Annotated in this window: 12 protein-coding genes; 8 read left to right on the top strand and 4 right to left on the bottom strand. The window is 71.8% G+C overall.

Going from position 1 to position 14,523, the window contains the following annotated elements:
• Nucleotides 1-26: 26 nt before the first annotated feature.
• Both ACZ303_RS13025 and ACZ303_RS13020 read left to right on the top strand, forming a co-directional pair.
• Nucleotides 27-1,157: an XdhC family protein gene (locus ACZ303_RS13025; protein ID WP_467338144.1), complete on the top strand. Its 1,131-nt coding sequence runs from the start codon at nt 27-29 to the stop codon at nt 1,155-1,157.
• Between the two features lie 119 nt (nt 1,158-1,276).
• The gene (locus ACZ303_RS13020) at nt 1,277-3,061 is read left to right on the top strand and encodes a trypsin-like serine peptidase (protein WP_467338142.1); all 1,785 of its coding nucleotides are present in this window, start codon (nt 1,277-1,279) and stop codon (nt 3,059-3,061) included.
• 119 nt (nt 3,062-3,180) lie between these two features.
• Here ACZ303_RS13020 and ACZ303_RS13015 read toward each other — a convergent pair whose 3' ends face one another.
• Together ACZ303_RS13015 and ACZ303_RS13010 are read right to left on the bottom strand one after the other, a co-directional pair.
• Nucleotides 3,181-3,681 (bottom strand): hypothetical protein, encoded by a 501-nt coding sequence (locus tag ACZ303_RS13015; protein WP_467338140.1) that lies wholly within the window; start codon nt 3,679-3,681, stop codon nt 3,181-3,183.
• Between the two features lie 172 nt (nt 3,682-3,853).
• A complete protein-coding gene (locus ACZ303_RS13010) occupies nt 3,854-4,216 on the bottom strand; it encodes a hypothetical protein (RefSeq protein ID WP_467338138.1) in 363 nt (120 codons plus the stop codon).
• 793 nt (nt 4,217-5,009) lie between these two features.
• Here ACZ303_RS13010 and ACZ303_RS13005 point away from each other — a divergent pair.
• Nucleotides 5,010-5,816 (top strand): MgtC/SapB family protein, encoded by an 807-nt coding sequence (locus ACZ303_RS13005; protein WP_467338136.1) that lies wholly within the window; start codon nt 5,010-5,012, stop codon nt 5,814-5,816.
• Between the two features lie 201 nt (nt 5,817-6,017).
• Here the strand turns inward: ACZ303_RS13005 and ACZ303_RS13000 are convergent, their stop codons facing one another.
• Nucleotides 6,018-6,227 carry a hypothetical protein gene (locus ACZ303_RS13000; RefSeq protein WP_467338134.1) on the bottom strand — a complete coding sequence of 70 codons (210 nt, stop codon included), beginning with the start codon at nt 6,225-6,227 and terminating at the stop codon, nt 6,018-6,020.
• 51 nt (nt 6,228-6,278) lie between these two features.
• Between ACZ303_RS13000 and ACZ303_RS12995 the strand changes: the two genes are divergently transcribed.
• The 4 genes from ACZ303_RS12995 to ACZ303_RS12980 all read left to right on the top strand — a co-directional run bounded on the left by ACZ303_RS12995 (nt 6,279) and on the right by ACZ303_RS12980 (nt 12,633).
• Nucleotides 6,279-6,509: a hypothetical protein gene (locus ACZ303_RS12995; protein WP_467338132.1), complete on the top strand. Its 231-nt coding sequence runs from the start codon at nt 6,279-6,281 to the stop codon at nt 6,507-6,509.
• Nucleotides 6,510-6,681: 172 nt separating this feature from the next.
• Nucleotides 6,682-7,488, top strand: coding sequence for a hypothetical protein (locus ACZ303_RS12990; protein WP_467338130.1), 807 nt, complete (start codon nt 6,682-6,684; stop codon nt 7,486-7,488).
• Nucleotides 7,485-9,764: an NHLP family bacteriocin export ABC transporter peptidase/permease/ATPase subunit gene (locus ACZ303_RS12985; RefSeq protein WP_467338128.1), complete on the top strand. Its 2,280-nt coding sequence runs from the start codon at nt 7,485-7,487 to the stop codon at nt 9,762-9,764. Before ACZ303_RS12990 ends, ACZ303_RS12985 begins: the two co-directional genes overlap by 4 nt.
• A 1-nt stretch (nt 9,765) precedes the next feature.
• Nucleotides 9,766-12,633, top strand: coding sequence for an NHLP bacteriocin export ABC transporter permease/ATPase subunit (locus tag ACZ303_RS12980; protein ID WP_467338126.1), 2,868 nt, complete (start codon nt 9,766-9,768; stop codon nt 12,631-12,633).
• Nucleotides 12,634-12,699: 66 nt separating this feature from the next.
• Here ACZ303_RS12980 and ACZ303_RS12975 read toward each other — a convergent pair whose 3' ends face one another.
• Nucleotides 12,700-13,194 carry a MarR family winged helix-turn-helix transcriptional regulator gene (locus ACZ303_RS12975; RefSeq protein WP_467338124.1) on the bottom strand — a complete coding sequence of 165 codons (495 nt, stop codon included), beginning with the start codon at nt 13,192-13,194 and terminating at the stop codon, nt 12,700-12,702.
• Nucleotides 13,195-13,362: 168 nt separating this feature from the next.
• Between ACZ303_RS12975 and ACZ303_RS12970 the strand changes: the two genes are divergently transcribed.
• The gene (locus ACZ303_RS12970; protein ID WP_467338122.1) at nt 13,363-14,430 is read left to right on the top strand and encodes an alkene reductase; all 1,068 of its coding nucleotides are present in this window, start codon (nt 13,363-13,365) and stop codon (nt 14,428-14,430) included.
• The last annotated feature ends 93 nt before the right edge of the window (nt 14,431-14,523 follow it).

The raw sequence follows: 14,523 nt of genomic DNA, 5'->3' as shown, positions 1-14,523 counted from the left end.
TTCCGTAGCTTGCAGAGGAGACCGTCATGCTGGACCTCGCCGAGGAGTTGCGCCGCTGGTGCGACGAGGGCCGCGACTTCGCCGTCGCGACCGTCGTCGCCGTGACGGGCAGCGCCCCCCGGCAGCCCGGCGCCGCGCTGGCCGTCGACGCGGCCGGCACGGTGATCGGCTCCGTCTCCGGGGGGTGCGTCGAGGGCGCGGTCTACGACCTGTGCCGGGCGGCTCTGGAGGGCGATTCCGGCGAGGGCGTGCTGGAACGGTTCGGCTATTCGGACGAGGACGCCTTCGCCGTCGGTCTGACCTGCGGCGGCACCATCGACGTGCTCGTCACACCGGTACGCGCCGACAGCCCGGACCGCGCCGTGCTCGCCGCGGCGCTCGGCGCCGCCGCCCGGGGGGAGACGGCGGCGCTCGTACGGGTCGTCACGGGCCCGGCCGGACTGCCGGGCCGGGCACTGCTCATCGGCGCCGACGGCACCGGCACCGGCACGCTCGGCGGTCCCGGGGAGCTGGACCGTACCGCCGGGCGGGAGGCCGCGGCGCTGCTGGACGCGGGCCGGACCGGCACGGTGGAGGTGGGGGAGAGCGGCTCGCGGTGCGGGGAGCCGGTGTTGCTGCTGGTCGAGTCGAGCCAGCCGCCGCCCCGCATGATCGTCTTCGGGGCGGTCGACTTCGCCGCGGCGCTGGTGCGGGCCGGCAAGTTCCTCGGCCACCACGTCACGGTCTGCGACGCCCGCCCCGTCTTCGCCACCGCCCGGCGCTTCCCCGAGGCGGACGAGGTCGTCGTGGACTGGCCGCACCGCTATCTGGACTCCCAGGTCCTCGACGCCCGTACGGTGCTGTGCGTGCTGACCCACGACGCGAAGTTCGACGTGCCGCTGCTGGAGCGGGCGTTGCGGCTGCCGGTCGCCTACGTCGGCGCCATGGGCTCGCGCCGCACCCACGAGGACCGCCTGGGCCGGCTGCGCGAGGCGGGCCTGGGCGAGGGCGAACTGGCCCGGCTCCGTTCGCCGATCGGCCTCGACCTGGGGGCCCGTACGCCCGAGGAGACGGCCCTGTCCATCGCCGCGGAGATCGTGGCCACCCGCCGCGGCGGCACGGGCGTCCCACTGACGGGAGCGCACACGCCGATCCACCACGACCACCGGGCGGCGTGAGCACCGGAACGACCTCTTCCGGGATCCGTGGAGAAGGCCGTGCCCACCCCTGTGATAGGCATGCGCAGACCGCTCACGACCCATCGAGCGGCACCCTCCCTCACCCCCAGAGAGTCGACTTGTCCTCTTTCAGAACCCCCCGCCGGACCCTCGGCCTGGCGATAGCCCTCGCCCTCGCCGCCTGCGGCACGACCGCCACCGCCGCGGTCGCCACCACACCGTCGTCCGGCCCGGCGGCCGCACGCGCGGCGGAGAAGTACTGGACGGCCGAGCGGATGGCCGCCGCCACGCCGGTCGAGCGGGGCGGCCACAGCACCTTCACGGCGCGCTCCCGCGGGCTCGCCGCCGTGGCGGCGCCCGCCGGGACGCCGCGGGGCTCGTACGGTGACGGCATACCGATGGTCGGCACGTTCTTCAGCAGCTCCGGGCCGACCGGGCCCACCTACTGCACCGCGAGCGTCGTGCAGAGCGCGGGCCGCGACCTCCTGCTCACCGCCGGCCACTGCGCGAAGTCCCTGGCCGGCGGGCGGCAGATCTTCGTGCCGCAGTACCGCAAGGGCCTGGACGCGGCGCACCAGCCGTACGGCGTCTTCCCGGTGGAGCGGGCCTTCACCGACCCGCGCTACACCAAGAACAGCAAGGGCACCGACTCCGACCTGGACTTCGGCTTCGTCCGCGTCGGACCCAACGCCAAGGGCACCGAGGTCCAGGACGCGACCGGCGCGTTCCGCCTGACGCCCACGCCGCGCTGGACCAGCACCGTCACCGTCACCGGCTACCCCGGCACGTACAACCCCGACGTGAAGGCCATCAGCTGCACCGTGCCCACCACGCGGCTCGCCGGCTACCACCAGACGCAGATGAAGTGCGGCGGCTTCTACGGCGGGACCTCCGGCAGCCCCTGGATCGCCCACTACGACGCCGCGGCCCGCACCGGCGACATCGTCGGCCTCCTCGGCGGCTGGAACGGCGGCGGCAACGCCGCCGGCGACGACTGGGTCAGCTACTCCCCGGTCTTCGGCCGCGAGATCCAGGACCTCTACCAGGACGCCCTGGCCGACCGTACGCCCGCGCGCCCGGCCGCCTACCAGCCGCCGTCCGACAGCGCGCGCCTCCCGGGCGCCGCCTCCACCTGGAGCCACGCCAAGCACCTGGCCTCGGGCGACTTCACCGGCGACGGCCACGACGACCTGCTGACCATCTGGAGCGACGGCGAGGTCACCCTCTACCCCGGTGACGGCCGGGGCGGCTTCGGCGCGGAGAAGCAGCTCGCGAAGGCGGACAGCTTCTGGAAGCGCGCGGTGGTGGTGACCGCCGGGGACTTCGGCGGCACCGGCCGCGCCGACCTCATGGTCCGCTGGGACAACGGCAAGCTCAGCTACTTCGAGGACCTCGGCTCCTCCGGCAAGGAGTACACCCTCGGCGCCGCGGGATCCTTCTGGAAGTACGCCACGCAGATCACCGCGGGCCGGTTCGCCTCCACCGACAAGCCGCGCGACCTGGCCGTCCGCTGGGTCGACGGCAGCGTCAGCGTCTACTCCGGCGCGAGCTCCTCCGGCCCGGGCACCGGGCGCAGCCTGGCGGCGGCCGGCTCGTACTGGCGGAACGCCACCGCCCTGACCGCCGCCCAGCCGGCCGGCCAGGACCGCACGAAGCTCCTGGTCCGCTGGTCCGACGGCTCGCTGGGCTCCTACGCCACCACCGGCACCACCCTGGGCAAGGGCACCCGACTGCAGGGCCCGAACCCCTCCTGGACGGACTCTGCCCTCACGGCCGGCGACTTCTCGACGACGGGCCGCCGGGACGACGTGGTGATCCGCTGGTCCAACGGCGAGATGTCGCTCTACGACGGGACGACGGCGGACACGCTGGGCACGTGGTCGCCGATGGTGAACACGGGCTGAACCGCAGGCCGGCGTCGACCCGAAGGTCGACGCCGGCCGCGGGGAACGGTCAGCGCACAGCTGCGCCGACCACCCGGGGTCCGGGGCCGGCGGCCCCACCTCTTCCGATCTGCTGCCCGTCAGTCGTTCAGGAAGAGGATGCGGGAGCCCGCCCAGCCCCAGGAGCCGCCGAAGACCCCGCCCCAGCCTCCGGCCCGGACCCACAGCTTGCCGTCGGAGCCGAGTGGTCCGGATTCGTTGACCGAAAGGCGACTATTGTCGTCGCATTTCGCCTCGACCTTCCTCCACGATTCCTTGCTTGAGCCGTATTGGAGGCCCATCCAGGGATGGATGGGGGTTGAGCCTTGATCGCAGCTGCCCTCTAGTGTGCCTGTGAGCGTGTAGGTGCCATTTTGACCGCTCGCCTGGCCTGAGAAGTGCACATGCCAGGTGGAGGCGGCACCGGCTTTGTGATAGCCGCTGCTGGCGTCCAGGTCCTTGGCCGAGGCTGGTGCTGTTGCCGTGGCCACCAGGGTCAACGCGGCCGTCAGTGCCGTGAAGAGGTACCTGGAAGACAGCCGTGTCCGGGAACGGAGCCGTGGCTTTGTGACGTGAGCGGTGCGTGATGCTGACTCGTCCATGAGATCTCCTGTTCGACCAACCGCAGGTGTGTATTGCCCGTGATCGTCGCTGAGGTGAAGCGGGGAGAGGCGAGACACTCCTCCCGGGCTCGAGGTGCGGCTCGGGCACTGGGCCCGCACGTTCTCGCGGAGGCGTGCCCGCGGCGACAGGCGACCGGGGCGCCGTCCGCTGTTACGTCAGTGCCGAGCCGACGGTGCTGAAGGCGCCGCTGGTGACAGACTGCACAGTGCTGCTGACGGTGTCCTTGGCGTTGGTCGACACGCCTTGGCGGGAGGCGGGGCTCTGGGCCGACGGCGCCGAGCTGGAGGTGTCGGCGGAGGAGCTTGCCGTGGGGCTGTACTGGTAGGTGTCGGTGATCCTGTGCTCCGTGGTGATCTTTCCTGGAGCCGGGGAAACCACCAGCACCGGCAGGTCGCTCAGGCCGTCACCTGACGGGCGGTCATCGGCGGAGGCTGACGGTGCCAGACCCAGCACCGCACCGCCGATCGCGGCGGCCAGCATCAAAGCCGCCAGGCGGCTACGCATCGAAGACATCCGAAGGGCTCCTTCACGAGGACTCGGCAGGGAAGTGCCATGTGGGCAGAGGGGTCATGTCACCGTGCACGAATCACGAATGGGGTGCGTCGCGCTGAACCACTGGGCCACTGTTGGGACCCGTTCGGACGTCTGACCCTCACATGGATAGCGATGTGATCAGCTTTTGGTCAAACGATCAGGCCCCAACTCGCTGGCTCACGGGGGGACTTGGGGGCGAGCGGCAAACGTGCAATCGGGCAGGCGCGGCGGAAACGGTGCTCTCCAGCATCACGCGCGACTCAAACCCTTCCGATCCGCTCGTCAGAGCGAACTCCTGGCCGTGGGCTGTACTGGAATCAATCGAATGGATGAGATTCTCGTCCCGTCCGGGCTGTGTCCCGCCACGGCCTGCCGTCAGCGGCCCTTGTGGAGGCCGGCTCCCGCACTCCTTGTGCGGCGCCGCGCACCTCGTTCGGCGGACGACGGCGAGAAGGGTGACGGGCCCGCAGGGGCAGGGTCCCTGGACGCTGCCGTGTATTTGTGGCGCCAAGTGCGGGGTACGCGCACGTCAGAGCAGAGGGCACCGTAAATATACGGTCCAGGGACCCTGCCCCGGAGGGCCCGGCGCCCGACCCCGCACCCCAGCCCCCCCCAGCCCCCGCCCCTCAAGCCCCCCACCCAAGCCCCGCCCCCAAGCCCCACCCCACCCGAACGGCGCCGCACCCGGAAGTGGTGAAGCCCTCGTACATCCGGCGGTTCAGCCCCCCACCGCGGGCAGCCGATAGAGAGACGGATGAGGAGGGTGTGAAACGTGGTCATCGTCAACGAGTGGCACATGGCAGCCAACATCGCGGCCGGCCTGGGCTTCGGCGCGATCATCGGACTGGAGCGCCAGTGGCGGGCGCGCATGGCGGGCCTGCGCACGAACGCGCTGGTAGCCGCCGGATCCGCCCTCTTCGTCCTGCTCTCGCAGTACGGCTTCGCCGCCGCGACCAGCACGGCGGGCTACGACGGCTCACGCGTAGCCGCGCAGATCGTCTCCGGCATCGGCTTCCTCGGCGCGGGCGTCATCATGCGCGACGGCCTGAGCGTACGCGGCCTCAACACGGCCGCCACCCTGTGGTGTTCCGCGGCGGTCGGCGCCCTCGCCGGCACCGGCTTGTACGTGGTCGCCGCACTCGGCACCGTGGGCGTGGTCGGCGCCAACACGCTGCTCCGACCGCTCGCCCGAGGGCTGGACCGGGGCCCGCACGGCGGCGCGGAGGTCGCCACCGAGTACCACTTCGAGGCCGTGTGCGCCGAATCCGAGGAGGCGCATGTCCGCACCCTCGTGGTCCAGGCCCTCGTCCGCCCCGGTTTCCGCCTGCGCTCGGTCCACAGCCGTGACGCGGAGACGGCCGGCAAGGTGACGGTGGCCGCCGACCTCACCACCGAACGCCGCGACGACAGCCTCCTGGAGGAGGCCGTCAGCCGCCTCTCCCTGGAGCCGTCCGTCTCCGCCGTCAGCTGGACGGTCCTCCAGGGCCCGGACGACGAGACGGGCGACGACGACTACCCCGCGGACCGCCGGGCGCGACGCCGGGTGCGGGACTTCTTCACGGGGCACCGGGACGTCTGATCCCCCGGGTCACCGCAACACCTGACCGGCACCTGACGTGGTGCACCCGTTACCGCCGGTCACCTCAGGAAATCTTCACATGTGTCGGTGGCGACGTCACCGCCCCGTTCACCGTTCCGCGACATGCCGGATATGCCCCCACGCGCTTCATGATCGTGTGTCCATTTATGTTCCGGGAGCGCGGGACACCCCTCATATCTGTTACTCGGTCTTGTGAAGAAGTTGTGATGGTTCGGCGGAGAAACCTGAAAGCCAGTCGATTGTCAGGCCGTTTCGTGCGCCCTCCGCGACCAATCCGGTTGGCCGCGCCACCCGTTCGCGTGCTTTCATCTGCGGCATCGCGGCAAGTTCCGAGAAACGGGGGCCGATTTCGATCGGGGTGCCGCGGTGGTGGTTGGCCCGTTTTGGCATGGGCCGACCCACATCATTGATAATCAGTCAGACAAATGAAGGGTGCGCAAAATGCGTAACGACCTCGAGACCCGTGAGATCGCCGACACCGAGCTGGACGCCGTTTCCGGCGGTGTCGCCGTCTCCGGTGGCCTCCTCGGCGCCGTGACCGGCGACGTTCACAACATCGTCGACGGTCTGCAGACGATCCACGCCGTGCACGCCGTTCCGGGTCAGGCCACCGGCCTCGCCGGCCAGGTCACCGGCATCGCCGGCGTGCACGCCGGTGTCGCCGGCCTCTGAGCCTGACGATTCCATGAACCCCGGAACCCCGGAACTCCCCCCTTGTTCCGGGGTTCATGGCTGCCCGCGGACCTGCGGGCACGTAGACCTCAAGGCCCATGGGATGGCGTCCGACGGGCTTCCGCTTCGCAATTCAGCCCCCGCGTCACGAATGCAGTCGAAGGAATAGTTCGTGCAGTTCCGCCAAAAGGCGCTTTCCAAGCTGCAATCGCCCGAAGAACTCGACTTGCCCGTACGTTTCGCCCGCCCCCAGGGCCGACTCGTCCTGGCCGTCACGGTGGTCGTCATGGCCGCCGCGAGCTTCTGGGCATTCACCGGATCCGTGTCCTCCAAGCTGAACGCGCCCGGCATCCTCACCCACGCCGACGGCAGTTACATGCTGCAGACGCCGTACGCGGGACAGGTCACCAAGGTCCTCGCCGAGGAGGGCCGGCTGCTGCCCCCGGGCGCGCCCCTGCTGGAGGTCACCGGTGACAGGGGCGCGCGGATGGTGCGCACGGTGGCCGGGGGACGGGTGACGGCCCTGGTGGCCAAGATGGGTTCGGTCGTCACGACCGGCGCGGACGTGGCGACCGTGGAACGCGTGAACGATCCCGACGACCCGCTGGTGGCCATGTTGTACGTGCCCGGCGGGAGCGGCGGGACGATCCCCGTGGGCGCCTCGGTCGACCTGAACGTCCAGTCCGTACCCCAGCAGCGGTTCGGCCTGCTGCGCGGCCGCGTCAAGGCGGTCGGCCGCGCCCCCCAGACGCAGGCGCAGATCGCCGGCTTCCTCGGGGACAGCCGGCTCGCCGCGCAGTTCTCCCGGCAGGGCGACCCCGTCGCGGTGCTCGTACAACTGGAGCGCTCCGCCACGACCAGGTCCGGCTACCGCTGGTCCTCCGCGGACGGCCCTCCGTACGCCGTCGACTCCACCACGCCCGTCACCGGAGCCGTCCACCTCTCCGCACAGCACCCCGTCGATTGGCTGCTTCCGTGACCACGTCGCAGCGACCCACCACCCAGCTCCCCCCTGCCGGCCGCCGCCGCCCCGCGCCCCAGGGCGGCGCGCGCCGCCGCCGCCCCGACACGACGCGCCGCGGGTCCGCGCCGCGCGGCAGGACGCCGCGGACCGTCCGCACCCGCACCGTGCTGCAGATGGAGGCCGTGGAGTGCGGCGCCGCCGCGCTGGCCATGGTGCTCGGCCACTACGGCCGCCACGTCGCCCTGGAAGAGCTGCGCATCGCCTGCGGCGTCTCCCGCGACGGCTCCCGCGCCAGCAACCTCCTCAAGGCCGCCCGGAGTTACGGGCTGAAGGCCAAGGGCATGCAGATGGACCTGGCCGCGCTCGCCGAGGTGCGCGCCCCGGCCGTCCTCTTCTGGGAGTTCAACCACTACGTCGTCTACGACGGCACGGGCCGCCGCCTCGGCCGCCGGGGCGTGTACATCAACGACCCGGCCAAGGGCCGCAGGTTCGTCCCCATGGACGAGTTCGACACCAGCTTCACCGGCGTCGTGCTCACCTTCGAGCCCGACGCGGGCTTCCGCCGCACCGGCCGCAAGCCGGGCGTCATGGGCGCCATGCCCGCCCGCCTGCGTGGCACGTCGGGCACCATGCTCGCCGCCGTGCTCTCCAGCCTCCTGCTGGTGGCCGTCGGCGCGGCGGTGCCCGCGCTGAGCCGTACGTACATCGACATGTTCCTGATCGGTGAACAGACGTCCCTGCTGGGTGTGCTCTTCGCGTCGATGGCGGCCACCCTGGTGCTCACCGCGACGCTCACCGCCGTGCAGCAGGCCAACCTGCTGCGCGGGCGCGTCATCTCCTCCACCCTGGGCAGCGCCCGCTTCCTGCGCCACCTGCTCAGGCTCCCGGTCACCTTCTTCGCCCAGCGCAACCCCGCCGACCTCGTCCAGCGCCTGCAGTCCAACGACGCGGTCGCCGAGACCCTCGCCAGGGACCTCGCCGCCGCCGGCGTGGACGCGGTGGTCGTGGTCCTCTACGCGGTGCTGCTGTGGACGTACGACCCGCAGCTGACGGTCGTCGGGATCGGCATCGCCCTGCTCAACGTGGTCGCCATGCGGATCACGATCCGCGTACGGGCCACCGGCACCCAGAAGCTGCGCGCCGAGAACGCCCGGCTCACCAACACCGCCTACAGCGGCCTCCAGCTCATCGAGACGATGAAGGCCACCGGCGCGGAGAACGGCTTCTTCCGGCGCTGGGCCGGACAGCACGCGGTCACCCTCGACGTACAGCAGCGGCTCGGCGTGCCCAGCGCGTGGCTGGCGGTCGTCGCGCCCACGCTGGCCGCGGTCAACAGCGCGCTGATCCTGATGATCGGCGGCCTGCGGGCGGTGGAGGGGCACCTCTCGGTCGGTCTGCTCGTCGCCTTCCAGGCCCTGGTGACCAGCTTCACCGCGCCGATCACCCGCCTCAACGGCGTGGCCGGGCGGATCCAGGACTTCGCCGCCGACGTCGCCCGCCTCAAGGACGTCGAGAACTTCCCCGTCGACCCGCTCTACGCACGGCCCGAACCCGCCGCGGGCACCCGCCGCCTCAGGGGCCATGTCGAGCTGGACCACGTCACCTTCGGCTACAACCCCTTGGACGCCCCGCTCCTCAAGGACTTCTCGCTGTCCGTCGGCCCCGGGCAGCAGGTCGCGCTCGTCGGCGGCTCCGGCAGCGGCAAGTCCACCGTCTCCCGGCTGATATCCGGCCTCTACGCACCCTGGGAAGGCGCCATCCGCATCGACGGGATGCGGCTGGAGGACATCCCGCGCGGCGCGCTCGCCGCCTCCGTCTCCTTCGTCGACCAGGACGTCTTCCTCTTCGAGGGCACCGTCCGCGACAACGTCGCGCTGTGGGACCCCTCCATACCCGACGAGGACGTCGTCGCCGCCCTCCAGGACGCCGCCGTGTACGACGTGGTCGCCCGCCGCCCCGGCGGTGTCCACAGCCGCGTCGAGCAGGACGGCCGCAACTTCTCCGGCGGCCAGCGCCAGCGCCTGGAGATCGCCCGGGCGCTGGTGCGCCGCCCCAGCGTCATGGTCCTCGACGAGGTCACCAGCGCCCTGGACGCGGCGACCGAGCAGATCGTCATCGACAACCTGCGCCGCCGCGGCTGCGCCTGCGTCGTCATCGCCCACCGGCTGAGCACGGTCCGCGACAGCGACGAGATCGTCGTCCTCGACCGGGGCACGGTCGTCGAACGCGGCCGGCACGAGCACCTGGCCGCGGCGGGCGGCCCGTACGCCGAACTGGTCAGGGAGCACTGAGGTGACGTCTCCGTACTACGCCACCGCCGCCCCGGACCCCGTCGTGGCGGCCCTGGGCGGACTCGGCACACCGGTCGACTGCGCGGGCCTGCGCAGCCTGTCCCTGGAGGGCCCGCTCGTGCTGTGGCTCGTCGTGGCCGGCGAGCTCGACCTGTTCGCCGTCGACGCCGCGCGGCAGGGGCACTGGCACTTCCTCGGCCGGCTGGAGGCGGGCACGCTCCTGCTGGGCCCGGCCGAGGGCCCCGAGCACACCCTGGTCGGCCGGCCCCGGCAGGGCTGCCTGCTGCGCCGCGTCGAACTGCGCGAGCTGTACCGCCCGGAGTACGGCGACCCGCAGGTCCACCCGGACGGCGCCTGGGGGGCGTACGACCAGGGGCAGTACGGGTACGACGACGCCGTCCCGATGCCGAGCCCCCTGGAGGACGCCTTCGCGCGCGGCATCGGCCGCGGTCTGCGCGTGCTCTACCAGGCACCGCTGGACGGCCGCGCCGCCACCGGCCCGGGCGGGGCCGACGACGACATCCTGTGGATGCGGATCACCCCGGGCAGCGTGCGGTACGGCGCGGCGTACGAGGCGGAGGCGGTCGGCACCCTCCTCGTCGACCCGGCCATGTGGCAGGGCATGGTCGACCAGCAGTACCGGCTCCTCTACGCCCTCGACCACTGGATCGAGCAGCTGGAGCGCGCCCACGAGGACCGTACGGCCGCCGGCATCCAGGCCGGCGAAACGGCCCGTACCCAGGCGGACCGGGACCTGCTGGCCTCCATCGACCGCTCCGGCAAGGGCCCCCGGCGCGGCGCCGCCAGCGACGACGCGACGTTCGCCGTGTGCCGCCTGGTCGCCGGTGAGGCGGGCATCGCCCTGTCCGAACCGGCCGGGACGGGCGCCGGGGCCGGGCGGACGGACCCCGTCGAACGCGTCGCGCTCGCCTCGCGGATCCGCACCCGCCCCGTCCGGCTCGGCGACCGCTGGTGGCGGGAGAACACCGGGCCCCTGGTGGGCAGCCGCGAGAAGGACGGCACGCCGGTCGCCCTGCTGTGGCGGCGCGGCGGATACGAGGCCGTCGACCCCGCCACCGGCGCACGGGAGCGCGTGGACCGGGCCAACGAGGGCGACTTCGCACCGCGCGCCGTGATGTTCTACCGCCCGCTGCCCGACGGCAGGCCGAGCCTCCTGCGGCTGCTGCGCTTCAGCGTGCGCGGCACCGGAAGGGAACTGCGCGGCATCCTCCTGGGCGGGCTGGTCGCGGTCGCCCTGGGCGGGCTCGTCCCCATCGCCACCGGCAAGGTGCTCGGCTCGTACGTCCCCGACGCCGAGAACGGCCTCATCGTGCAGACCGCCCTGGCGCTCATCGCGACCGGCGTCGTCTCGGCCGCCTTCATGCTGCTCCAGAGCATCTCCATCCTGCGCATGGAGGGCCGCATCGAGGCCACGCTGCAACCGGCCGTGTGGGACCGGCTGTTGCGGCTGCCGACGACGTTCTTCGCCGGCCGCTCCACCGGCGAACTGGCCAGCGCCGCCATGGGCATCAGCTCCATCCGCCGCGTGCTGTCCGGCATCGGCTCGGTGACCGTGCAGGCGAGCACCGTCGGCACGATGAACCTCGTGCTGCTGCTCGTCTACAGCGTGCCGCTCGCGATGGCGGCGGTCGCCATGCTGCTCGTCATCGCCGTGGTCTTCCTGGGCCTGGGGCTGTGGCAGCTGCGCTACCAGCGGCAGCTGATCAAGCTCGGCAACAAGCTCAACAACCAGGCGTTCCAGACCCTGCGCGGACTGCCCAAGCTGCGCGTCGCCGCGGCCGAGTCCTTCGCCTACGCCGCCTGGGCCCGGCAGTTCGCCCGCACCCGCGAGCTGCAGCAGCGCATCGGCCGGATCAAGAACGTCGTCACGGTGCTCAACGCGGTCTGTCTGCCGCTGTGCACGCTCGTGATGTTCATGCTGCTGGCCGGCCCGGCCCGGGGCAGCATGTCCGCCGGTGAGTTCCTCACCTTCAGTACCGCCGTGACGATGCTGCTGTCCTCGGTCACCCAGCTGACCGGCGCGCTCCTCTCGGCCGCCGCCGTGCAGCCGATGTTCGAGGAGGTCGAGCCGATCTTCCGGGAGCTCCCCGAGACGGCCGGTGCCGGTGCCCAGCCGGGCGAGCTGAGCGGCACCGTCGAGGCCAAGAGCCTGTCCTACCGCTACACCGACGACGGCCCGCTGGTCCTCGACGACGTGTCGTTCCAGGTGCGGCCGGGGGAGTTCGTGGCGATCGTCGGGGCCAGCGGCTGCGGCAAGTCGACCCTGCTGCGGCTGCTGATCGGCTTCGACAAGCCGGCGTCCGGCAGTGTGCTGTACGACGGCCAGGACCTGGCCGCGCTCGACCGGGCGGCCGTGCGCCGGCAGTGCGGCGTCGTCCTGCAGAACGCCCAGCCCTTCTCCGGCTCGATCCTCGACTGCATCTCCGGGGCCGAGACGTATCCGCTGGAGGAGGCGTGGGAGGCGGCCGCGATGGCGGGGCTGGCCGAGGACATCAAGGCCATGCCCATGGGCATGCACACCATGCTCTCCGACGGCGGCGGCACGGTCTCGGGCGGCCAGCGCCAGCGCCTGATGATCGCCCAGGCCCTCATCCGCAAGCCGCGTGTCCTCTTCTTCGACGAGGCCACCAGCGCTCTGGACAACGAGGCCCAGCGCGTGGTCATCGAGTCCACCCGCGCGCTACGGGCCACCCGGATCGTGATCGCCCACCGCCTGTCCACGATCATGGACGCCGACCGGGTGATCGCCATGTCGGACGGCCGGATCGTCCAGCAGGGCACCCCCGCCGAGCTGCTCGCCGACACGGGCGGCCTCTTCCACGAGTTGGTCCGCCGCCAGCTCAGGTGACCCCTTGGATGACCTCTTGAGGGGAGGCGGGCCTGGCAGATGACCTCTTGAGGGAGGCGGGCCCGGTCACGCGCCCGGTGGCGGCGTGTCGGCGAAGCGGGCCAGGCTCTGCTCGATACGGCCCAGGAGCCGCAGGGCCGTGGCCTGTTCCTCCGGGGCGAGGTCGGCGATCACACCGGATTCCAGCTCCGACCAGATGCCCTCCACCTCCCGGCGCAGGGCCTGGCTGGCGGCGGTGGGCTCGATGATCACCACGCGCTTGTCGGTGTCACTGGGGCGCCGGCGGACGAATCCCGCCTGCTCCAGGCGCTTGACGGTGCGGGTCATGGTGGCGGCGTCGGAGTCGAGGAGGCGCACGAGGTCGGTCTGGCGCTGGGGGCCCAGTTCCCACAGGTGCATCATCACCAGTTCCTGGCCGACGTGCAGGCCGACGCGGCGCAGCAACTGCCCGGCGATCATGCGGTGCAGACGGCTGACGCGGAAGATCGCGTGACTGACGGGCCCGCCGCCGGCCGCCGCGGGCACGGGGACGGTGGCGGTGACGGGCGGTGTCTGTGCCATCGGATTCCCTTTCCGTTGAGCTCTCACTGTCCGAACAACGTACCAGCGATGCAGACGCACGAACGCCCGTGATGCACGTCACCGAGCTACCCAGGAATGGACCGAATCGATTTACTTGTTCGGACAGGTAACCCGCGAGGGAACGTGAACCCGGAAGGAAATCGATCCATGACCACTGCGTTCGACCCGATCGTCCTCGGCGGCAAGCGCCTGGCCAACCGCGTCGCGATGGCCCCCATGACCCGCAGTCGCGCCTTCGGCCCCGGTGCCACGGCGACGCCGCTGATGGAGACCTACTACGCCCAGCGCGCGAGCGCGGGCCTGATCGTCACCGAGGGCACCCAGCCGTCGGTGGTGGGACAGGGCTACCCCGACACCCCGGGCCTGCACTCCGCCGAGCAGGTCGCGGCCTGGCGGAAGGTGACCGACGCGGTGCACCGCGAAGGCGGAGTGATCTTCGCGCAGCTGATGCACACCGGCCGCGTCAGCCACCACAGCCTGCTCCCCGACGGTGTGGTGCCGGTGGGCCCCTCGGCCGTGGCGGCCAAGGGCCAGGTGTACACGCACGAGGGCCCCAAGGACTTCGAGGTGCCCAGGGAGCTGAGCGAGGCCGAGATCGCGCGGACGATCACCGACTTCGCAGACGCCGCCCGCAACGCGATCGCCGCCGGCTTCGACGGTGTGGAGATCCACGGCGCGAACGGCTACCTGATCCACCAGTTCCTCGCCCCCAACGCCAACCGGCGCACCGACGGCTGGGGCGGTGACATCGACGGCCGCATCCGGTTCGCCGTCGAGGTCGCCGCCGCGGTGACCGAGGCGATCGGCGGCGATCGCGTCGGCTTCCGCGTCTCGCCGGGCAACCCGTACAACGACATCGCCGAGGACGACCTGGCGGAGGTCTACGAGGCACTGCTGGACGGGCTCGCCCCGCTGGACCTGGCCTACCTGCACATCATGGAAGGCCCGGACCGCGACCTGACACTGCGGCTGCGCAAGCAGTGGCCGACCGCGCTGATCCTCAACCCGTTCACCCACCCGCGGGCCACCGGCCCGGACGCCCTCACCCTGATCGAGGACGGCACCGCGGACATGATCGCCTTCGGCGCCCTGTTCCTGGCCAACCCCGACCTCCCGACCCGCCTCGCAGCCGCCGGCCCCTTCAACACCCCGGACCCGTCCACCTTCTACGGCGGCGACGGACACGGCTACACCGACTACCCCGCGCTTGACTGACCCGCTTCCCACCGGCCGGTGCCCGGCTACGGGCACCGGCCGGGGTGGCCGACGGCGGTCGGTTCACTCGTCGCTGGTGGCGATGGACGGTAT

The sequence above is a fragment of the Streptomyces sp. NPDC023527 genome (assembly GCF_055560115.1).
Note: the sequence above shows the minus strand (reverse complement) of the source record. Positions and strands in the feature narration are given on the sequence as shown.